This window comes from Comamonas granuli NBRC 101663 (assembly GCF_000739995.1).
GTDB classification, from domain to species: Bacteria; Pseudomonadota; Gammaproteobacteria; order Burkholderiales; family Burkholderiaceae_C; genus Simplicispira; species Simplicispira granuli.
In genome coordinates, this window is record NZ_BBJX01000004.1 from 18234 (window position 1) to 37638 (window position 19405).

General features: G+C 68.9%; 18 protein-coding genes and 1 tRNA gene. 9 read left to right on the plus strand and 10 right to left on the minus strand.

Annotated features, from left to right (window positions below; genetic code table 11):
- Positions 1–123: 123 nt before the first annotated feature.
- The 5 genes from CGR01S_RS03450 to CGR01S_RS03470 all read right to left on the minus strand — a co-directional run bounded on the left by CGR01S_RS03450 (position 124) and on the right by CGR01S_RS03470 (position 4764).
- Positions 124–1605 carry a sensor histidine kinase family protein gene (locus CGR01S_RS03450; protein WP_042422454.1) on the minus strand — a complete coding sequence of 494 codons (1482 nt, stop codon included), beginning with the start codon at positions 1603–1605 and terminating at the stop codon, positions 124–126.
- Positions 1606–1637: 32 nt separating this feature from the next.
- The gene (gene ompR / locus CGR01S_RS03455; protein ID WP_042423393.1) at positions 1638–2372 is read right to left on the minus strand and encodes an osmolarity response regulator transcription factor OmpR; all 735 of its coding nucleotides are present in this window, start codon (positions 2370–2372) and stop codon (positions 1638–1640) included.
- A gap of 137 nt (positions 2373–2509) precedes the next feature.
- A complete protein-coding gene (folE, locus tag CGR01S_RS03460; RefSeq protein WP_042422455.1) occupies positions 2510–3241 on the minus strand; it encodes a GTP cyclohydrolase I in 732 nt (243 codons plus the stop codon).
- Between the two features lie 90 nt (positions 3242–3331).
- Positions 3332–4033: an RNA polymerase sigma factor gene (locus CGR01S_RS03465; RefSeq protein WP_042422456.1), complete on the minus strand. Its 702-nt coding sequence runs from the start codon at positions 4031–4033 to the stop codon at positions 3332–3334.
- Positions 4034–4038: 5 nt separating this feature from the next.
- Positions 4039–4764, minus strand: a complete 726-nt coding sequence (locus CGR01S_RS03470) for a ferredoxin--NADP reductase (RefSeq protein WP_042422458.1) — start codon at positions 4762–4764, stop codon at positions 4039–4041.
- 147 nt (positions 4765–4911) lie between these two features.
- Here CGR01S_RS03470 and CGR01S_RS03475 point away from each other — a divergent pair, with 147 nt between their 5' ends.
- On the plus strand, positions 4912–5619 hold the full coding sequence (locus tag CGR01S_RS03475; RefSeq protein ID WP_042422460.1) for an SIMPL domain-containing protein: 708 nt from the start codon (positions 4912–4914) through the stop codon (positions 5617–5619).
- A 54-nt stretch (positions 5620–5673) separates the two neighbouring features.
- Here CGR01S_RS03475 and CGR01S_RS03480 read toward each other — a convergent pair whose 3' ends face one another.
- Positions 5674–6462, minus strand: a complete 789-nt coding sequence (locus CGR01S_RS03480) for a 3-hydroxybutyrate dehydrogenase (protein WP_042422462.1) — start codon at positions 6460–6462, stop codon at positions 5674–5676.
- 67 nt (positions 6463–6529) lie between these two features.
- Between CGR01S_RS03480 and CGR01S_RS03485 the strand changes: the two genes are divergently transcribed.
- From CGR01S_RS03485 to infA, 5 genes are all read left to right on the plus strand, one after another.
- The gene (locus tag CGR01S_RS03485; RefSeq protein ID WP_042422464.1) at positions 6530–7477 is read left to right on the plus strand and encodes an alpha/beta fold hydrolase; all 948 of its coding nucleotides are present in this window, start codon (positions 6530–6532) and stop codon (positions 7475–7477) included.
- Positions 7474–9705: a RelA/SpoT family protein gene (locus CGR01S_RS03490; RefSeq protein ID WP_042422467.1), complete on the plus strand. Its 2232-nt coding sequence runs from the start codon at positions 7474–7476 to the stop codon at positions 9703–9705. The genes CGR01S_RS03485 and CGR01S_RS03490 overlap by 4 nt, the downstream gene beginning before the upstream one ends.
- Before the next feature lie 73 nt (positions 9706–9778).
- Positions 9779–9855, plus strand: a tRNA-Val gene (locus CGR01S_RS03495).
- Positions 9856–10112: 257 nt separating this feature from the next.
- Positions 10113–10331 (plus strand): hypothetical protein, encoded by a 219-nt coding sequence (locus tag CGR01S_RS03500; protein WP_042422469.1) that lies wholly within the window; start codon positions 10113–10115, stop codon positions 10329–10331.
- A 29-nt stretch (positions 10332–10360) separates the two neighbouring features.
- Positions 10361–10621 (plus strand): translation initiation factor IF-1, encoded by a 261-nt coding sequence (gene infA / locus CGR01S_RS03505; protein WP_042422470.1) that lies wholly within the window; start codon positions 10361–10363, stop codon positions 10619–10621.
- A 27-nt stretch (positions 10622–10648) separates the two neighbouring features.
- Here the strand turns inward: infA and CGR01S_RS03510 are convergent, their stop codons facing one another.
- Together CGR01S_RS03510 and CGR01S_RS03515 are read right to left on the minus strand one after the other, a co-directional pair.
- Complete coding sequence (locus CGR01S_RS03510) at positions 10649–11836, minus strand: acetate/propionate family kinase (protein WP_042422472.1); 1188 nt, start codon at positions 11834–11836, stop codon at positions 10649–10651.
- Positions 11837–11847: 11 nt separating this feature from the next.
- Positions 11848–13269: a bifunctional enoyl-CoA hydratase/phosphate acetyltransferase gene (locus CGR01S_RS03515; protein WP_084690570.1), complete on the minus strand. Its 1422-nt coding sequence runs from the start codon at positions 13267–13269 to the stop codon at positions 11848–11850.
- Positions 13270–13439: 170 nt separating this feature from the next.
- Between CGR01S_RS03515 and phaR the strand changes: the two genes are divergently transcribed.
- Together phaR and rimO are read left to right on the plus strand one after the other, a co-directional pair.
- Positions 13440–13976 carry a polyhydroxyalkanoate synthesis repressor PhaR gene (gene phaR, locus CGR01S_RS03520; protein ID WP_042422476.1) on the plus strand — a complete coding sequence of 179 codons (537 nt, stop codon included), beginning with the start codon at positions 13440–13442 and terminating at the stop codon, positions 13974–13976.
- 25 nt (positions 13977–14001) lie between these two features.
- Positions 14002–15393 carry a 30S ribosomal protein S12 methylthiotransferase RimO gene (rimO, locus tag CGR01S_RS03525; RefSeq protein WP_042422479.1) on the plus strand — a complete coding sequence of 464 codons (1392 nt, stop codon included), beginning with the start codon at positions 14002–14004 and terminating at the stop codon, positions 15391–15393.
- Between the two features lie 148 nt (positions 15394–15541).
- Here rimO and efp read toward each other — a convergent pair whose 3' ends face one another.
- Together efp and earP are read right to left on the minus strand one after the other, a co-directional pair.
- Positions 15542–16096, minus strand: a complete 555-nt coding sequence (gene efp, locus CGR01S_RS03530) for an elongation factor P (RefSeq protein WP_042422480.1) — start codon at positions 16094–16096, stop codon at positions 15542–15544.
- A gap of 148 nt (positions 16097–16244) precedes the next feature.
- On the minus strand, positions 16245–17390 hold the full coding sequence (gene earP / locus CGR01S_RS03535; RefSeq protein ID WP_042422482.1) for an elongation factor P maturation arginine rhamnosyltransferase EarP: 1146 nt from the start codon (positions 17388–17390) through the stop codon (positions 16245–16247).
- 47 nt (positions 17391–17437) lie between these two features.
- On the opposite strand from earP, the gene uvrC reads away from it, so the two are divergent.
- Entirely contained in the window at positions 17438–19399 is a 1962-nt protein-coding gene (gene uvrC / locus CGR01S_RS03540) for an excinuclease ABC subunit UvrC (RefSeq protein WP_042422484.1), read from the plus strand.
- Positions 19400–19405 lie beyond the last annotated feature (6 nt).

Below are 19405 nucleotides of genomic sequence, written 5' to 3' on the forward strand. Positions count from 1 at the left end.
GTCCCCGAGGTGACAGGGCCAGGGCGGGCGCGGCTGGGAGAGTACGGAGCATTCCCAGCGGTCTGTGCACCGCGCTGCGGTGCGCGTCTGCTGGCCGCCTGTGGGATGCGGCGCTCTGTCGCCTCAGGTCGCCTGCGCCGGGGCCTGCCGCTTGACCGGGGGGCGCATCAGGCGCTGCTGCAGGTCGGTGCCAGCAGGCTGGTCGCTGGTGCGCTGCAGCTGCACATGCGCCACCAGCCCGCCCGAGCTGGCGTTGGACAGGGCAAAAATGCCGCCCATGCGCTGGATGGTCTTGTCCACGATGGACAGGCCCAGCCCGGCACCAGCGGCGGCGGTGCGCGCCGCATCGCCGCGGAAGAAGGGTTTGGTCAGGTTGGCCAACTGTTCGGGCGGCACGCCCGTGCCGTGGTCGCGCAGCTTGACCAGCACCCAATCCTCCCGCCCCTTGGCGGTGATCTCCACCTGGGTGATGCCGGTGTCCGGGTCCTTGCCGTAGCGCCGGGCGTTCTCCAGCAGGTTGGAGATCACGCGCGCCAGCTCGATCTCGTCGGCCAGCACGTTCAGGTCGTCCGGGATCTGCATGGTGATCTGCAGTTCGCGGTGGTTTTGCACGGCGTAGACGCAGGAGGAGACGACCGCGTGCAGGTTCACCGGCGTGAGCGTGACGTTGTCGGGCCGGGCGTAGTCGAGGAACTTGTCGATGGTGGCGTCGAGCTGCACGATGTCGGCCACCATGTGTTCGCGCGCGACTTCGTCGTCCACGCTCATCTCGGTCTCCAGGCGCAGGCGCGCCAGGGGCGTGCGCAGGTCGTGCGAGATGCCGGCGAGCATGACGGCGCGGTCCTGCTCCAGCTTGGCGAGTTTTTGCGCCATGCGGTTGAAGCCGATGTTGACCTCGCGGATCTCGCTGGTGACGGCTTCCTCGTCGAGGTGGCTGGCGGCAAAGTCACCGTCGCGCACGCGGTTGGCCGCGTAGGAGAGCTGCTTGAGCGGCTGGTTGATCAGCCGTGCAATCACGGCCGCGCCCGCCAGCGACAGCGCCCCGGCGGTCGCCAGCCAGATCAGCCAGGTCTTGCCGCCGGCCGGGCTGAAGCGCGAGCGGTCCATGAGCAGCCAGTTGGGGTCGCCGTTGATGGAGAAGCCCACCCAGATGCCTTTTTCCCCGTTCACGCTGCGTGCCACGATGGTGTCGGGCCCCAGGCGCTGGGTGAGCTGCTCCGTCAGGCGCAGGCCCAGGGCCGTGGGTTCGATGGGCTCGTACTGGTCGCCCGGTTCGCGCGGAATGATGCGCACGCCCTCCTGGTCCGCCATGGTCTTGATCAGCGAGACGCGCGCGATGCCGTCTGCCGCTTGCAGCGCGGCCCGGCTGAGGTTGACCAGTGAGGCCACTTGCTGGGCCGTGTGCAGCGTGCGCGGCTCCAGCTCCAGGGCGCGCAGCGTCTGCAGCCAGGCCAGGATGCTGCCCAGCAGCAGCAGACCGAGCAGGAAGAAAGTGCGCCAGAAGAGGTTGAGGCCGACGCGCGTGCGCCGCTCGCTGCGCCGCTCGGAGGGCTCGAGCGGTACGGGGCTGCTGGCTTCGTGGCTGTGCGAGGAGGCGTGGGGCATCGGCGTGGCGTCCCGGCGGTGGTGTGGCGTGCTCAGCTCGTCCCGTCGGGCACGAACACATAGCCCACGCCCCAGACGGTCTGGATATAGCGCGGCGAGGCGGCGTCTTCCTCGATGAGCTTGCGCAGGCGCGAGACCTGCACGTCCAGGCTGCGGTCAAAGGGTTCGAACTCGCGCCCGCGCGCCAGCAGTGCGAGTTTCTCGCGCGACAGCGGCTGGCGCGGGTGGCGTACCAGGGCCTTGAGCATGGCGAACTCGCCCGTGGTCAGCGGCAGCTCGTCGCTGCCCTTTTGCAGCACACGTGTGCCCAGGTCGAAGGTGAAGGGGCCGAAGGTGACGACCTCGTTCTCGCCCGAGGGCGCGCCCGGCGCCTCCTGCGGCGGGCGGCGGCGCAGTACGGCGTTGATGCGCGCGAGCAGCTCGCGCGGGTTGAAGGGCTTGCCCAGGTAGTCGTCGGCGCCGACCTCCAGGCCCACGATGCGGTCCACGTCCTCGCCCTTGGCGGTGAGCATCACGATGGGCGTGCGGTCGTTGGCCGCGCGCAGGCGCCGGCAGATCGACAGCCCATCCTCGCCCGGCATCATGAGGTCGAGCACGATGAGGTCGATGGCGTCGCGCTGCAAGGTGCGGTTGAGCGCTTTGCCGTCTTCCGCAAGAATCACCTCCAGGCCTTCCTGCGTGAGGTAGCGGCGCAGCAGGTCACGGATGCGGGCATCATCATCCACGACCAGGATCTTGGGGGGGCGGGCGGTGGGTGGCGTAGGCATGGTCATCCTCGGTCCAATTTGTAACAGCGGTCATTGTTACCAATTTGCCGGCCAAAAACAGCGGTTTGCCGGGTACCTGACCATCGGTTACAAGTTTTGCCCCTGCAAGCATTTCGTGGCGCGTCTGCTGCGCCGGCTCAGTGCCCGTGACCCATCAGGCCCAGGAATTCGCGCCGCAGGGCTTCGTTGGACAGGAATGCGCCGCGCATGACGGAGCTTTTCATCACGGCGCCGTCGTCCTTCACCCCGCGCCAGTGCATGCAGAAATGGCGGGCCTCCATCACCACGGCCAGCCCGTCGGGCTGCACGCGCTCTTGCAGCGCATCGGCCAACATCACCACGGCTTCTTCCTGGATTTGCGGGCGGCTCATGATCCAGTGGCACAGGCGGGCGTACTTGGACAGGCCGATGAGGTCGGACTGCGCGCTGGGCAGGATGCCGATCCACACCTGGCCCAGGATGGGGCACAGGTGGTGCGAGCAGGCGCTGCGCACCTTGATCGGCCCGACCACCACCAGCTCGTTGAGCTGCGCCACATTGGGAAACGCCGTGGCGGCAGGGGCGCTCTCGTAGCGGCCTGCAAAGACCTCGCTCACAAACATCTTGGCCACGCGCCGTGCGGTCTCGCGGGTGTTGTGGTCGTTGTCCGTGTCGATCACCAGCGCCTGCAGCACTTCGCGCATCTTTGTCTCGACTTCGGTGTGCAGTTCCTGCAGCTCGCCGTCGTTGATGAAGTCGGCAATGTTGTCGTTGGCGAAGTAGCGCTGTCCCGTCTGGATCAGGCGATAGCGTATGCGGTCGGATGCGCGCATGCGGGCGGTCACGCTGCTGCAGGCCGGCGGCTCGGCCGTGGCAATGGGTGGGGGCATGGGGTTTTCTCCAGGGTGGATGGCGAAAGGGTGCGGCGCAAGATGCACCGCCGGCACGCACCGGCGTGCCGCGGGGGGAGGGGGGCTGCCCTAGCGCCCCAGCGTGCCGGCACGCGCCAGCACCCCGGCAACGATGCGGTCGCAGCGTGCGCCGTCAAAGGCATAGGCGTCGGGCAGGGTCATGTCGATGGCGCTGGCCAGGCCCTCGCGCAGCAGGCTGCGGGCGCGGAAGAACCGCGTGCGCACCGTCGACTCGGGGATGCCCAGGGCCTGCGCCACCTCGGCGACTTCCATCTCTTGCACGGCGCGCAGCACGAAGACGGTGCGAAACGCGTCCGGCAGCAGGTCGATGCGCGACTCCAGGATGCCGCGCAACTGGGCGCGCTGTGCCTGGTGTTCCGGTGCCTGCTGGGGCGCGGCCACCAGGGCGGCCTGGATGTCGGGGTCGGGTGCAGCCATGGCAGCCTCCAGGGGGATGACTTCGGCGCTCCTGCGGCGCAGGCGTCCCAGTGCCTCGTTGGCCACGATGCGCACCAGCCAGGTCGACAGCTGGGCGTCGGCACGAAAGCCCGCCAGCGCCTGCCAGGCGCGCAGGTAGGCCTCCTGCAGTGCGTCTTCGGCCTCGTGGTCGCTCCGCAAGATGCTGCGCGCGGTGCGATACAAGAGCTGGTTGTGGCGACGCATGATGGCCTCAAAGGCCTTCGCATCGCCTGTCGCCGCGCGGGCGATGAGCTCCGGCTCGGGTGTGGCGCCGGAGAGGGGCACCGGGCTGCGGTGTGTGCTGGCGGGCATGGCGGTCAGTAGCCGAAAAACTCTTCGCTGCGCACATCGTCTTCGTCCACCCCGGCCTGGGCCAGGGTCTGGCGCATGGCCTGCACCAGTTCCGGCGGGCCGCTGACGTAGTAGATGGGTGCCGGCAGGCCTTGGGTTGCGCGCTGCACAAAGGCGGCATCGACCATGTCGGTGGCGCCGTCCCAGGTGTGGCTGGAATGCGCCATGTCTGTCATGGTGGCGTGCAGCGTGAAGTGCGGCAGAGCCCTGGCGTGCGCCTGCAACTCCGCCAGAAAGGCCGTGTCCTCGGGCCGGCGGTTGGAATACACCAGCGCCAGGGCCTGCGGCGACCGGCTGTGCACGGCGTGGCGGATCATGCTGATGAACGGTGTGATGCCAATGCCGCCGGCGATCAGCACGCCGGCGCGCTCGGCTTTCCTGTGCAGGGTCAGCGAGCCAAAGGGACCGTCGATCTCCAGCGGCGCGCCGATCTCCAGGGCGCCCAATGCGCGCTTGTAGGCGCTGTCGCGCATGCGGGTGGCGAAGACCAGGTCGTGCTCGTGCGGCGCGCTGACGATGGAGAAGGCGTGGCCCGCGTCCTGGCCGCTGCTGCCGGCTGGGGCTGCGGGCAGGAGGATTTCAAACGCCTGGCCGGGCTTGAAGTCGAAGCCGGCGGGTTTTGCCAGATGGAAGGCCAGGGTGCCTTGGGCGACTTCCTGGCGGGCGAGCAATCGGGTGGAAACGCTGGCCATGGGGGCTCCTTTTGCGGTGGGTCGGACCATTGGATGCAGCCAGGCGGCTGCGCATTCCCGGCGCCGGGGCGGGCGCGCGGTGTGTGCAGGCTCTAGACTAAGGGGCCGATCCATCCATGGCACCCATGGGCCCTGAAAGTCACCACCATGAAAATTGCTACAAAATCAATAGCTGCTTGCGCTTTATTGGTAAGCGCTAGCGCCACTTTTTGTCAAAATCTGCAGGCGCAGGAGCCGCGCAATGTGGTGCAGTTGTCGGCCGCGGGGGCCGTGGAGGTGCAGCAGGACCAGCTCGTGCTCACCCTGGGCACCCAGGCCGATGGCAAGGACGCTGCCGCCGTGCAGGCGCAGCTGCGCCAGGTGGTGGATGCCGCCTTGCAGGTGGCGCGCCGCCAGGCCGAGGCGCCGCACATGGAGGTGCGCACGGGCCAGTTCAGCCTGTACCCGCGCCACGGCAAGAATGGCGAGATCGCCGGCTGGCAGGGACGCGCCGAGCTGGTGCTGCAGGGGCGTGACTTCGGCCGCATCACCGCCACCGCAGCGCGCATCAGCGGCATGGCCATTGCGAACCTGGGGTTCGGCCTCTCGCGCGGCGAGCGCGAGCGCGCCGAAGGCGAGGCGCGTGCCCAGGCCATCGCGGCGTTCAAGGCCCGGGCGGGCGAAATCACCCGGGCCTTCGGTTTTGGCAGCTACCTGTTGCGCGAGGTGGCGGTGTCCAGCCACGGCGGCGGGGGCATGCCCCCGCCGCGCGTGATGGCCATGCAGGCCAAGGCCATGGCGGATGCGCCCCTGGACGTGGAGCCAGGGAAAAGCACCGTCGAGGTGTCGGTGTCCGGCTCGGTGCAGATGCAGTGAAAACAGCACTGAGCGCTTGACTGGCAAGCGCCAAGTGCTATCAAGATCGTAGCTTTATTGCGCGGTCCAGCCGCCGTCCATGTTCCAGGCCACGCCGCGCACATTGTTGGCGGCGCTGGAGCAGAAGAACACGGCCAGGCCCGCCAGCTCCTCCGGCGTGGTGAACTGCATGGAGGGCTCCTTCTCGCCCAGCAGCACCTTCTTGGCCTCCTCGTTGGAGATGCCCAGGGCGGCGGCCTTGGCGTCCACCTGCTTTTGCACCAGGGGCGTGAGCACCCAGCCCGGGCAGATGGCATTGCAGGTGATGCCGGTGGTGGCGGTCTCCAGGGCCGTGACCTTGGTCAGACCCACGATGCCGTGCTTGGCGGCCACATAGGCCGACTTCTGCACCGAGGCCACGAGGCCGTGCACCGAGGCCACGTTGATGATGCGCCCCCAGTTGGCCGCGCGCATGGCGGGCAGGGCCAGACGCGTGGTGTGGAAGGCGCTGGTGAGGTTGATGGCGATGATGGCGTCCCAGCGCTCGGCCGGGAAGTCCTCGATGCTGGCCACATGCTGAATGCCGGCGTTGTTCACGAGGATGTCCACGCGGCCGTTCGGACCGGCGGCAAAGGCCATCATGTCGGCGATGTCGGCGCTGCGCGACATGTCGGCGCCGTGGTGTTCGACGCGCACGTCGTGCCCCGCCTGTGCGGCGGCGGCGCGCACCTCGGCGCATGGGCCCTGGGCGTCACCGAAACCGTTGAGGACGACATGGGCGCCCTGTTGGGCCAGGGCCTTGGCGATGCCCAGCCCGATGCCGCTGGTGGAACCGGTGACGAGGGCCGTCTTGCCTGTGAGCATGGATGAGTTCTCCGGATGAATTACGATGCTTGCGGAATTATCGAACAAGCGATTCGCAGGGGCATCCATGATAGAACCTAGGCTGAACTACGTATTCTGCCCCGGAGCGGCCGCCGCGCGCGATGGCCGCCCCGCCGCGGCGCAGCATCGTATGGCCTGGTGGGAGTGGAACGCCACGGGCAACCCCCAGCACCCGCACGTGGTCGTGTGCGTGCACGGCCTCTCGCGCCAGGGGCGCGACTTCGACACCCTGGCGCGCGCGCTGTGCCAGGAGGTGCGCGTGGTGTGCCCCGACGTGGTGGGCCGTGGCCACAGCGACTGGCTGGCCGACCCCATGGGCTACCAGGTCGGCCAGTATGCGGCCGACATGCTGGCCCTGCTGCAGCACCTGCACCAGCAGGCGCCGCTGCAGACCATCGACTGGGTGGGCACCAGCATGGGTGGCCTCATCGGCATGGCGCTGTGCGGCCAGCCGGGGCTGCCCCTGCCCGTGCCCGTGCGCCGCCTGGTGCTCAACGATGTCGGGCCGGCCATCGAGTGGCAGGCGCTGCAGCGCATCGGCCAGTACCTGGGCCAGCCTATGCATTTCGCCACCGAGCAGGAGGCGGCCGACGCGCTCTGGAGCCTCTCGACCACCTTCGGTCCGCACACGCCCGCACAGTGGCTGGCGCTCTCGCGCCCCATGCTGCGCGCCCTGCCGGGTGGGGGCTATGGCCTGCACTACGACCCCGGCATCGCCGTGCCCTTCCATGCCTTGACGCCAGAGGCGGCGCAGGCCGGCGAGACCCTGCTGTGGCAGCTCTATGACCAGATCACCGCGCGCACCCTGCTGCTGCGCGGCGCGGCCTCCGACCTGCTGGCGCCCGGGACGGCACAGGCCATGACCGTGCGCGGGCCGCGCGCGCAGCTTGTGGAGTTTGACGGCGTAGGCCATGCGCCCACGCTGGTGGCCCCCGACCAGGTGGCGGCGGTCTGCCGCTTTCTGCGGGGCGAAATCGGCGGGGCGGTGGCATGAAGGGCGCCAGCGCAGAGCAGACCGCCAGCACGGCGCAGGCGCCGGGCCGCGCCCCCGTGCCCCAGGTGATCGCAGCCACCCAGCACGCACCGCCCGGGCAGCAGCAGGCGCTGGAGCGCGCGCGCGCGTTTGCCGAGCCGCTGATCGCGGACGAGCAGCTCGACTCGGGCGAGAACACCCTGGCCCACGCCGATGCCGTGGCCGCCATCCTCAAATCCATCGGCGGCTCCGAGGCCATGCAGGCCGCCAGCTACCTGGTGCATGCCTGCGTGCACCTGAACAAGCCGCAGGAGGTCATCGCCAAGGTGTTCGGCGAGAACTTCGCCACCCTGGCCGTGCAGACCACGCAGCTCATGCGCGTGCAGTACCAGGCGCGCATGGCCCAGGCCTCGCACCAGCAGGTGGACGACGCCGCCGCGCAGACCGAAACCGTGCGCAAGATGCTGCTGGCCTTCTCGCGCGATCTGCGCGTGATCATGCTGCGCCTGGCCTCGCGCCTGCAGACGCTGCGCTACTACGCCGCGACCAAGAAGCCCGTGCCCCCCGGGCTGGCGCGCGAATCGCTGCACGCCTTTGCCCCGCTGGCCAACCGCCTGGGCATCTGGCAGATCAAGTGGGAGATGGAGGACCTGTCCTTCCGCTTCCTGGAGCCCGAGACGTACAAGGAGGTCGCGCGCCTGCTCGACGAGAAGCGCGTCGGGCGCGAGCAGGGCATTGCCCAGTTGCGCGAATATGTGCAGGAGCAACTGCGCGCACAGGGCATCAGCGCCACGGTCAGCGGGCGGCCCAAGCACATCTACAGCATCGTCAAGAAAATGCGCGGCAAGTCGCTGCAGTTCGACCAGGTGTTCGACGTGCGCGCGCTGCGCGTCATCGTCCCCACGGTCAAGGACTGCTATTCGGTGCTGAGCTGGGTGCATTCGCACTTCACGCCGCTCATGGAAGAGCTGGACGACTACATCGCCAAGCCCAAGCCCAACGGCTACCAGTCGCTGCACACCATCGTGCGCGACGCCTCGGGCCGGCCCGTGGAAATCCAGATCCGCACCCAGGCCATGCACGACCACGCCGAGCACGGCGTCGCCGCGCACTGGGCCTACAAGGAGGCCGGCAGCAAGGGCTATGCGGGCGTCTCGGCCAGCGGCGAGTACGACGCCAAGATCGCCGTGCTGCGCCAGCTCCTGGCCTGGGAGCGCGACCTCTCCAATGCCCCGCAGTACGCCGGGCTGTTCGACGACCGCATCTACGTGCTCACGCCGCAGGCCTCCATCGTCGAGCTGCCCAAAGGCGCCACGCCCGTGGACTTTGCCTACACGGTGCACACCGACGTGGGCCACCGCTGCCGCGGGGCGCGCGTCGATGGCGCCATGGTGCCGCTCAACACCCCGCTGCAGAACGGCCAGACCGTGGAGATCACCACCGCCAAGGAGGGCGGTCCCTCGCGCGACTGGCTCAACGCCGACTTGGGCTACCTCTGCAGCCACCGCGCGCGCGCCAAGGTGCGCGCCTGGTTCAACGCCCAGGTGCAGCACGAGACCATCGCCCGCGGCCGCGAGGCGGTGGAAAAGCTCCTGCAGCGCGAGGGCAGGACGGCCATGCGCCTGGATGACCTGGCGGGCCAGCTCGGCTTCAAGTCGGCCGATGCGCTGTTTGAGGTCGTGGGCAAGGACGAGTTTTCGCTGCGCAACATCGAAAACCTGCTGCGCCCCGCCGAGGCGGCGCCTGCCGCCGAGGAGTACGTGCCCCTGAAGAAGGCGCGCAGTGCAGGCCAGTCGCCCAAGGGCGGCGTGCTGGTGGTGGGCGTCGACTCCCTCATGACGCAATTGGCCAAGTGCTGCAAGCCCGCGCCGCCCGACGACATCCGCGGCTTCGTCACGCGCGGCAAGGGCGTGAGCATCCACCGGGCCAATTGCAGCAACTTCCGGGAGCTGGCGGCGCGCAATGCCGAGCGCGTGATCGACGTGGAATGGGGCCGGCCCAAGGAGGCGGCCAGTCCGGTGTACCCGGTGGATGTGTCCATCGAGTCAGCCGACCGCCAGGGCCTGCTGCGCGACATCTCCGAGGTGTTTGCCAAGGAGAAGGTCAACGTCATCGGCGTGCAGACGCAGTCGGTCAAGGGGACGGCATGGATGACCTTCACCGCCGAGGTGGCCGACTCGGGTCGCTTGGGCAAGGTGCTGGCTGCCGTGGCCAAGGTGCCGGGCGTGCGCTCGGCGCGCCGGCGCTGATCGGCAAGAATTTGGGGCCGCTGCCCGGAAGCGGCCCAGTTTCTTGCTATAATCTTGTTTCTCGAACAAACACAGGCGCGTAGCTCAGCTGGTTAGAGCACCACCTTGACATGGTGGGGGTCGTTGGTTCGAGTCCAATCGCGCCTACCATTTTCCCTCTGGAAGTAACCAGCCTCCAGGCAAACAGGGAATTCCCGGGGTCCATCCCTGTTGCCGTGACAGTCGAACCGCCTTGGGTTGGGCGGTTTTCCCTGGTGCCGCTGGCGTTGCTGCCAGCTGGTCCGTCACCTTTCCTGCCAGTCCCTCACCTTCATTTCCGGGCTGGCGCTACGCCAACGGCTGTGTCTGTTGGGCTTTTCCCTATTTCCCCGATGGCCGGCGCTCCTGTGCGCACCATTCGCTATCCAATGCACCAAGAACAAAACGCTGAGCGCGTGGGCCACTACCTCGTCACGCCGCTCACCCAATCCACGGAACACGGCCTGTTTGCCGCGGCCGTGTCCATCCGCCGCGGCGTGTATGACCGCATTTTCAAGTTCATTCCGCGCTTTGCCAGCGATGTGCAGGCAACGCAATACGCCCTGGCTGAAGGCCGCAGCATGGTGCTGCAGAACCAGCTCGGCTGATTTTTCCCCACCACCGACCAAGGAGAACCGTGGCCAAAGAAGACCTGATTGAAATGCAAGGGAAAGTCGACGAAGTCCTTCCCGACGCCCGTTACCGCGTGGTGCTTGAAAACGGCCACCAGCTCATCGCCTACACCGGCGGCAAGATGCGCAAGCACCGCATCAAGGTTCTTGCCGGCGACCGTGTGACGCTCGAAATGTCGCCCTACGACCTCAACAAGGGGCGCATCACTTTCCGCCATATCGAGAACCGCACCAGCGGCGGCGCGGCACCCTTCCGCCGCCGCTGAGCCGGTGGCCGCGGGGGCCGCAGGCGCTCAGCCCAGCACCAGTGCGGCGGCCTCGGCGGCTGCCACGCGGCCTTCATCGGTGGGGACGACCCACACTTCCACGGTGCTGTCGCGTGCGTGGATGGCCTGCGCATGGCGGCCGTGCACCGCCTGCGCATTCAGCGCGGCATCCACGCGCACGCCCAGATAGGCCAGGCGCTCGGCCACCTGGGCGCGCAGCAGGCTGTCGTTTTCACCGATGCCGCCGCTGAAGGCCAGCACATCCAGGCCGCCGATGCAGGCACTCAACTCGCCCGCCCCGCGCACCACGCGGCGCGTGAACAGGTCGATGGCGAACTGCGCCGCGGGCGCCGGGCTGGCGCGCAGGGTGCGCATGTCCGCCGCAATGCCCGAGACGCCCAGCAGCCCGCTCTGGCGGTACAGCAGGGCCTGGATGCGGTCATGGTCCCAGCCCTGCTCCAGCAGGTAGAGCAGCACGCCGGGGTCGATGGCGCCGCAGCGCGTGCCCATCACCAGCCCGTCCAGCGCCGAGAACCCCATGGTCGTCGCCTGGCTGCGCCCGTCCAGCGCGGCGCACAGGCTGGCGCCGTTGCCCAGGTGGGCCATGAGCGTGCGGCCGCGCGCGCGCGCGCTGCGCGCCAGCAGCGTAGCCATGATGAACTGGTACGACAGGCCATGGAAGCCGTAGCGCCGCACGCCCTGCGCCGTGAGCGCCTGGGGCAGGGCGTATTGCGCCTCCGCGGGCGCGATGGTCGCGTGAAAGGCGGTGTCGAAGCAGGCCACCTGCGGCAGGTCGGGAAACGACGCCATGAAGGCGCGTATGCCCGCCAGGTTGTGCGGCTGGTGGAGCGGCGCCAGGCTGTTGAGCCGCTCCAGTTGCTCCAGCACGGTGGCGTCCACGCGCACGCTGGCGTGGTAGCGCTGGCCGCCGTGCACTACCCGGTGGGCCACGGCGCGCAGCCGCGGCAGGGTGGGCAGCCCGTCCAGCAGCGCGTGCAGGGCCTGCAGCGCGCGGTCGAACGGCGTGCCCGGGTCGTCGGTCAGCGCGCGCGTGTGGCGCTGGCCTTGCCAGGTCCAGGCCATGGAGGGGACGCCCCCCGGCTCCAGGCCCTGGATGCTGCCCGTGAGGTCGGGGTCGTGCACGGTGGCACCCTGCAGCGGGTGCACGGCGAACTTGAGCGTGGACGAGCCCGCGTTGACGGCAAGAATGGCCATGGCGGCTTCCCTCAGGCGCTGGCGCCGGCGGCGGGCGCGGCCTTGCGCGCGTGCTGGGCCACCAGGCGGGCGAGCAGGGCCGAGGCCACGCGCGCCTGCGGGCCGTCGGCGCGGCTGGTGAGCGCGATGGGCACGCGCGCGCCCAGCACGATGCCCGAGCCCGAGGCCCCGGCCAGGTATTCGAGCTGCTTGGCCAGCATATTGCCGCTCTCCAGGTCGGGCACGGCCAGGATGTCGGCCTGGCCCGCCACCGGCGAGCTGATGTCCTTGATCTGCGCCGCCTGCAGGGAGATGGCGTTGTCGAATGCGAGCGGCCCGTCGAGCACGCCGCCGCAGATCTGCTGGCGGTCGGCCATCTTGCACAGGGCCGCGGCGTCCAGCGTGGAGGGGATGCTGGGGTTGACGGTCTCCACCGCCGAGAGAATGGCCACGCGCGGCTGCTGCACGCCCAGGATGCGTGCAAAGTCGATGGCGTTGCGGATGATGTCGGCCTTTTCCGCCAGGCTGGGGCGGATGTTGAGCGCCGCATCGGTGATGAGCAGCGGCTTGGAGTAGAGCGGCACGTCGAAGCGGAACACGTGCGACATGCGCCGCCCGGTGCGCAGCGTGGGCTGCGCGAGCACGGCCTGCATGAGTTCGTCGGTGTGCAGGCTGCCCTTCATGAGCATCTCCACCTGGCCCAGGGCGGCGAGCTCGGCGGCTTTGGCGGCGGCGGCGTGGCTGTGCTCCACGGGCACGATCTCGGCGCCGTGCAGGTCGATGCCGGCCTGCCCGGCCAGCGCACGCAGGCGCGCCTCGGGGCCGACCAGCACGGGGACGATCAGCCCATGGTGTGCCGCATCCATGGCGCCGCGCAGCGACTCGGCATCGCAGGGGTGGACCACGGCGCAGCGGGCAGGCGCCAGGCCCTGCCCGAGGGCGAGCAGCTCGCGCAGGCGCGCCTGAGGGTCGAAGAGCTGGATCTGCGGCATGTGCGGCCGCGGCAGGCGCACTTTCTTGGTGGGCGCCAGCACCCGGGCCAGCCCGTGCAGCACGGTCTCGCCCTTCTGGTTGACGGCCTGGCAGTCGAGTTCGACCTGCTTGCGTTCGGCCAGCTTGCGCACCACCGTGGCCGTCACGGTCAGCGTGTCGCCCACGCGCACCGGGCGCGTGAAGTGCAGGTCCTGCGAGACGTAGATGGTGCCCGGCCCGGGGAACTGCGTGCCCAGCAGCGCCGAGATCAGCGCGCCGCCCCACATGCCGTGGGCGATGACGCCGTGGAACAGTGTGTCGTTGGCAAAGTCGCTGCTCAGGTGCGCGGGGTTGGTGTCGCCCGAGACGGCGGCAAAGGCCTGGATGTCCGCCATGCTCAGCGTGCGCAGCAGGCGCGCGCTCTGGCCCTCGTGCAGTTCGTCGTAGGTGATGTTCTCCAGCCAGTCAGCAGCAGGTGTCATGTCGCGCGCCATCCTCGTCGGTCAAGATGAAAGACCCTGGAAGGTAGCACGTCTGCGCATGCCCGCGCGCGTGGCGGCTCAGGGTATTCCTCGCCCCGGGGTTGCGGGAGCCGCCCCTAGAATATGCTGCACTGCAAAACACCCGCCGCCCGACCCGAGGAGCCCCGTCCGTGCCAGATTCCCACACCGCCGCCGCTGACCAGCCGTCCCAGCGCGTGATCAAGAAGTACCCGAACCGGCGCCTCTACGACACCCAGACCTCCACCTACATCACGCTGGCCGAGGTCAAGCAACTGGTGATGGCGAGCGAGAACCTGGTCGTGCGCGATGCCAAGACGGGCGAGGACATCACGCGCAGCATCCTGCTGCAGATCATCCTGGAGGAAGAGGCCGGCGGCGCGCCCATGTTCACCGAGGCGGTGCTGGCCAACATCATCCGCTTCTATGGCCATGCCATGCAGGGCTTCATGGGCAGCTATCTGGAGAAGAACGTCCAGATGTTCACCGACATGCAGGCGCGCCTGGCCGAGCAGGCCCAGGGCATGACGCCCGAGATGTGGAAACAGTTCATGGGAGCGCAGTCGCCCCTGGCGGCGGGCCTGATGGGCGGCTACGCCGAGCAGTCGCGCGCCCTGTTCACGCAGATGCAGGAGCAGATGCAGAAGCAGGCCGAACAAATGCTCGGCGCCTTCGGCCTCAAGCGCTGAACGCCAGAACGGGGACAATACGGGGATGAGCGACGCACTCTCCCCCAACCCCACCCCCAAGATCGGTTTCGTCAGCCTGGGCTGCCCCAAGAACCTGACCGACTCCGAACTCATCCTCACGCAACTGAGCGCCGAGGGCTACCAGACCGCCAAGACCTTCGAGGGCGCGGACCTGGTCATCGTCAACACCTGTGGCTTCATCGACGACGCCGTCAAGGAAAGCCTGGACACCATCGGCGAGGCCCTGGCCGAGAACGGCAAGGTCATCGTCACCGGCTGTCTGGGCGCGCGCTCGGACCGGGACGGCGGCAACTACGTGCAGCAGGTGCACCCCAGCGTGCTCGCCGTGACCGGCCCGCAGGCCACGCAGGACGTGATGGACGCCGTGCACCGCCACCTGCCCAAGCCGCACGACCCCTTCATCGACCTGGTGCCCGGCGCCTTCGGCGAGGCGGGCATCAAGCTCACGCCGCGCCACTACGCCTACCTCAAGATCAGCGAGGGCTGCAACCACCGCTGCACCTTCTGCATCATCCCCTCGATGCGCGGCGACCTGGTCTCGCGCCCCATTGGTGACGTGCTGAACGAGGCGCGGGCGCTGTTTGCGGGCGGGGTGAAGGAGCTGCTCGTCATCAGCCAGGACACCTCGGCCTATGGCGTGGATGTGAAATACCGCACCGGCTTCTGGGACGGCAAGCCCGTCAAGACGCGCACGCTGGAGCTGGTGCAACAGCTCGGCGAACTGGCCGCGCCCTACGGCGCCTGGGTGCGCCTGCACTATGTCTACCCCTACCCCAGCGTGGACGAGATCATTCCCCTCATGGCCCAGGGCCTGGTGCTGCCCTACCTGGACGTGCCCTTCCAGCACAGCCACCCGGACGTGCTGCGCCGCATGAAGCGCCCGGCCAGCGGCGAGAAGAACCTCGAGCGCATCCAGCGCTGGCGCGAGGTGTGCCCTGAATTGGTGATCCGCAGTACCTTCATCGCCGGTTTCCCGGGCGAGACGGAAGAGGAATTCCAGCACCTGCTTGACTTTGTGCGCGAGGCGCAGATCGACCGCGCCGGCTGCTTTGCCTACAGCGACGTGACCGGTGCTGCGGCCAACCAGCTGCCCGGCATGCTGCCGCTGCAGGAGCGCGAGGAGCGCCGCGCGCGCTTCATGGCCGTGGCCGAGGAGGTGTCGGCCGCCAAGCTGCAAGAGCGTGTGGGCGCCACCATGCAAATCCTGGTGGACCGCGCCCCCGCCCAGGGCCGCAAGGGCGCCGTCGGGCGCAGCTATGCCGATGCGCCCGAGATCGACGGCGTGGTGCACCTGCTGCCCCCGGCCAAGGCCAGCAAGACCATCAAGGTTGGCGACTTCATCGATGCCGAGATCGTCGCCGCCCAAGGCCACGACCTCATCGCGCAGCCCTGTTGAATGCTACTGATTTGATAGCTGCTGGCGCTTGCCTGGCAAGCGCTGCAGGCCAAATTGCTTTCAATTGACGTCCGGCGGTCCGCCGCCGCACGCGCCCAGCAAAAAGGCTTCCCGCAGGAAGCCTTTTTGCTGCCGGGGCCGTGCAGGCTCAGACGCGCTTGCGGTACTCGCCCGTGCGCGTGTCGATTTCGATCTTGTCGCCCTGGTCCACGAACAGGGGCACGGGCACTTCGAAGCCGGTGGCGATCTTGGCGGGCTTCATCACCTTGCCGGAGGTGTCGCCCTTGACGGCAGGTTCCGTCCAGGTGATTTCACGCTCCACGCTGGTGGGCAGTTCGACCGAGATGGCCTTGCCTTCGTAGAACACCACTTCGGCGGCCATGCCGTCTTCCAGGTAGTTGAGCGCGTCGCCCATATTGGTGGCCTCGACCTCGTACTGGTTGTACTCCTGGTCCATCCACACGTACATGGGGTCGGCGAAGTAGGAGTAGTTGCACTCCTTCTTGTCCAGGATGATCTGGTCCATCTTGTCGTCGGCCTTGAACACCACTTCGGTGCCGAAGTTGCCGATCAGGCTCTTGAGCTTCATGCGCACGGTGGCGGCGTTGCGGCCACCGCGCGAGTATTCGGTCTTGAGCACGACCATGGGGTCTTTGCCGTGCATGATGACGTTGCCGGCGCGGATTTCTTGAGCGATTTTCATAGGAAGTTCCCGGGGAGTTGGGCCGCTCGATACGCAGGCCCGCAGCCCGAAGGCTTGTTGTGCCGGCGCATGTTCCGCGGCGGGAGGGCGCTCCGGGGGGACGCCCCGCAGCGATGCAGGGGGGCCAGTGAGCGCAAAGCCCAGCATTTTACTCTGTTTTCTGGCGCACGAAATTCAGGAGCTGTGTCACCAGGTCCGGCTGCGCCAGCAGGCGCGTGCGCGCGGCCCGCACGCAGGCCCCCCATTCGGCCAGCAGGCCGGCGTCGAGCTGCGGCAGCGCGGCCTGCTCCAGCCCGTTCCAGACGGCGTGAAACTGGCGCAGCGCGGCGGGCGCCTGCAGCCAGTCCAGAAAGGCGTGCAGCTTGCCGTGGTGCGCGTCGTCGTGCTGCGGGTAGATCTGCCAGACCAGCGGCTGTCCGGCCCACAGCGCACGCACGAGCGAATCCTCCCCGCGCACGAAATTCAGGTCGCAGGCCCAGAGCATTTCGTCGAAAGCGTCCTGCGGTTGGTAGGAGAGGTATGAAATCGATAGCTGCTTGCGCTTGTCCCATGCGCCCTGCAGGGTATTTTGGCTTTGATCGGCCTGCAGGGCGGCGCGCGTGGCGGCTGCGGCGCGCCCCGGCGTCACCAGCCAGTGCGTGGGCTGGGTGCGGCACTGTGCGAGCAGCGCCGGCAGCGCCGGGGGCTCGTAGCAGAACAGCGAGAACCAGCGCGCCTGCGCGCCCTGGTCCGGGGCGGCGCCGTGGCGCTGGCGCCAGGCGGCGCGATCGAAACGGGCCTGGCGCTGCAGCAGGCCGTGCTCGCGCAGCAGGCCGCCCGTGGCGGGGGTGAAGCCGGGGTAGAAGAAGCATTTGGCATCACCGGCCGCACCGCTGCCGTGGGCGGGTGAGGGCAGGCCGTGGCAGCGCTCCACATAGCCCTCGGCGCTGAGGTATTCGAGATTGATCCAGACGTATTTTTGCCCTGTGGCGCTCGCGTGCTGCGCGCATTGCGCTATGAAATCAGGAGCTGGGTCGCAGCCGAAGGCCTCCACCAGCACCTCGGTGGGCGGCTCGTGCGCCGCGCGCAGGCCGCCGAAGGCGCGCACCTGCACGCCCGGGCAGCCCTGCGGCGCCAGCCAGGCCAGGGCCGAGGCGTCGTCCGTCCACAGGCGCACCTGCTGCCCGCGCCGGGCCAGCTCGGCGGCCAGGCGCCAGCACACGCCGATGTCGCCGAAGTTGTCGATCACACGGCACACGATGTCCCACTGGCGTGCTGCAGCGGGGGGCGATGCGGGAGGAGCGGACAGGGTCATGGGCGGCCATTGTCCCCGCAGCCGCTCGGCGTGCGCACAATAGCGCCATGAACCAGGCCCATTCCGACGAACTGCTCGCGCAGGTGGCGGCCCTGCCCGCGCTGCCCGGCGTGTACCGCTACTTCGATGCGGCCGGCGTCCTGCTCTACGTGGGCAAGGCGCGCAACCTGAAAAAGCGCGTGTCCAGCTATTTCACGCGCCAGCATGGCGGCACGCGCATCGGCCACATGGTGGGCAAGATTGCGCGGCTGGAGACCACCGTGGTGCGCTCCGAGGCCGAGGCGCTGCTGCTGGAGAACAACCTCATCAAGTCGCAGCAGCCCAAGTACAACATCCTGTTTCGCGACGACAAGAGCTACCCCTTCCTGAAGATCACCGGCGTCGCCGCCAAGGACGGCCAGGGCGACGCACCGGGCCAGCGCTTTGCGCGCATCGCCTACTACCGTGGCAGCATCGACAAGCGCCACCGCTACTTCGGTCCCTACCCGAGCGCGTGGGCGGTGAAGGAGACCATTCTGCTGCTGCAAAAGGTGTTCCGCCTGCGCACCTGCGAGGACACGGTGTTCGCCCACCGCACGCGGCCCTGCCTGCTCTACCAGATCAAGCGCTGCACCGCGCCCTGCGTGGGCTACATCTCCCCAGAGGCCTATGCCCAGGACGTGGCGCACGCCGAGGCGCTCCTGCGCGGCGAGACGCAGGCGCTCTTGCAGGAGCTGGAGGCGCGCATGATGGCGCACGCCGAGCGGCTGGAGTACGAGCAGGCGGCCGAGCTGCGCAACCAGATCCAGGCCCTGGCGCGCGTGCTGCACCAGCAAAGCGTGGAGACCGCGTCCGACCAGGATGTGGACATCCTCGCCGTGCGCGTGCAGGGTGGGCGCGCCTGCGTGAACCTGGCCATGGTGCGCGGCGGGCGCCACCTGGGCGACCGCGCGTACTTCCCCGTCCAGGTGGACGATGCCGTGGGCGTCTACGCAGCCGAGGAGGGCGCCGAAAGCGCCGAGGGCGGCGGCGGTGCGGAGCCCTCGGCCGAGCAGCAGGTGCTCGCGGCCTTTCTGGCGCAGCACTACCTCAACGTGCCCGTGCCGGGCGTGCTGGTGACCAGCGAGCCGGTGGACGCGGCCCTGCTGGCGGCGCTGTCGGAGCAGGCCGGCGTGCGCGTGACGGCGGTGCACCAGCCGCGCGGGCAGCGGCGCACCTGGCTGGAGATGGCGCAGCAGAATGCCGCCCTGCAATTGACACGCCTGCTGGCCGAGGAAGGCTCGCAGCAGGCGCGCACGCGCCAACTGGCCGAGGCGCTGGACCTGCCGACCGAGGATCTGGACAGCCTCACCATCGAGTGTTTCGACATCTCGCACACCGCGGGTGAGGCCACGCAGGCCTCCTGCGTGGTGTTCCGCCAGCACCGGATGCAAAGCAGCGAATACCGCCGCTACCGCATCGAGGGCATCACCGGGGGCGACGACTACGCCGCCATGCGCCAGGTGCTTGAGCGCCGCTACCGCCCCGTGGCCGAGGCGCAGCGCGAGGCGGGCGGCGCCGAGCCCGGCTCCCCCAGGGCCCGCCTGCCCGATCTCGTGCTCATCGACGGCGGCAAGGGCCAGGTGGCCGTGGCGCGCGCGGTGTTTGCCGAGTTGGGGCTGGATCTCGCGCGCATCGTCGGCGTGGAGAAGGGCGAGGGGCGCAAGGTCGGGCTCGAGGAGCTGGTGTTTGCCGACGGGCGCGGGAAGGTCTACCTGGGCCGCGACTCCGCGGCGCTCATGCTCGTGGCGCAGATCCGCGACGAGGCGCACCGCTTTGCCATCACCGGCATGCGCGCGGCGCGCGCCAAGGTGCGCGTGGGCGCCAGCCGCCTGGAGGACATCCCCGGCATCGGCCCGAAAAAGCGTGCCCGCCTGCTGCAGCGCTTCGGCGGCGTGCGCGGTGTGCAGGACGCCAGCGTCCAGGATCTGGCCAGCGTGGAGGGCATCTCGCGCGAGCTGGCCGAGGAAATCTACCGCGCGCTGCGCTGAGACCCC

What these genes read in the sequence shown, in the direction of transcription:
- CGR01S_RS03450 (WP_042422454.1), bottom strand. Translation starts at nt 1,605, where the DNA reads ATGCCCCACGCCTCCTCGCACAGCCACGAAGCCAGCAGCCCCGTACCG.
- ompR (WP_042423393.1), bottom strand. Translation starts at nt 2,372, where the DNA reads ATGCCTACGCCACCCACCGCCCGCCCCCCCAAGATCCTGGTCGTGGAT.
- folE (WP_042422455.1), bottom strand. Translation starts at nt 3,241, where the DNA reads ATGCCCCCACCCATTGCCACGGCCGAGCCGCCGGCCTGCAGCAGCGTG.
- CGR01S_RS03465 (WP_042422456.1), bottom strand. Translation starts at nt 4,033, where the DNA reads ATGCCCGCCAGCACACACCGCAGCCCGGTGCCCCTCTCCGGCGCCACA.
- CGR01S_RS03470 (WP_042422458.1), bottom strand. Translation starts at nt 4,764, where the DNA reads ATGGCCAGCGTTTCCACCCGATTGCTCGCCCGCCAGGAAGTCGCCCAA.
- CGR01S_RS03475 (WP_042422460.1), top strand. Translation starts at nt 4,912, where the DNA reads ATGAAAATTGCTACAAAATCAATAGCTGCTTGCGCTTTATTGGTAAGC.
- CGR01S_RS03480 (WP_042422462.1), bottom strand. Translation starts at nt 6,462, where the DNA reads ATGCTCACAGGCAAGACGGCCCTCGTCACCGGTTCCACCAGCGGCATC.
- CGR01S_RS03485 (WP_042422464.1), top strand. Translation starts at nt 6,530, where the DNA reads ATGATAGAACCTAGGCTGAACTACGTATTCTGCCCCGGAGCGGCCGCC.
- CGR01S_RS03490 (WP_042422467.1), top strand. Translation starts at nt 7,474, where the DNA reads ATGAAGGGCGCCAGCGCAGAGCAGACCGCCAGCACGGCGCAGGCGCCG.
- CGR01S_RS03500 (WP_042422469.1), top strand. Translation starts at nt 10,113, where the DNA reads ATGCACCAAGAACAAAACGCTGAGCGCGTGGGCCACTACCTCGTCACG.
- CGR01S_RS03510 (WP_042422472.1), bottom strand. Translation starts at nt 11,836, where the DNA reads ATGGCCATTCTTGCCGTCAACGCGGGCTCGTCCACGCTCAAGTTCGCC.
- CGR01S_RS03515 (WP_084690570.1), bottom strand. Translation starts at nt 13,269, where the DNA reads ATGACACCTGCTGCTGACTGGCTGGAGAACATCACCTACGACGAACTG.
- rimO (WP_042422479.1), top strand. Translation starts at nt 14,002, where the DNA reads ATGAGCGACGCACTCTCCCCCAACCCCACCCCCAAGATCGGTTTCGTC.
- efp (WP_042422480.1), bottom strand. Translation starts at nt 16,096, where the DNA reads ATGAAAATCGCTCAAGAAATCCGCGCCGGCAACGTCATCATGCACGGC.
- earP (WP_042422482.1), bottom strand. Translation starts at nt 17,390, where the DNA reads ATGACCCTGTCCGCTCCTCCCGCATCGCCCCCCGCTGCAGCACGCCAG.
- uvrC (WP_042422484.1), top strand. Translation starts at nt 17,438, where the DNA reads ATGAACCAGGCCCATTCCGACGAACTGCTCGCGCAGGTGGCGGCCCTG.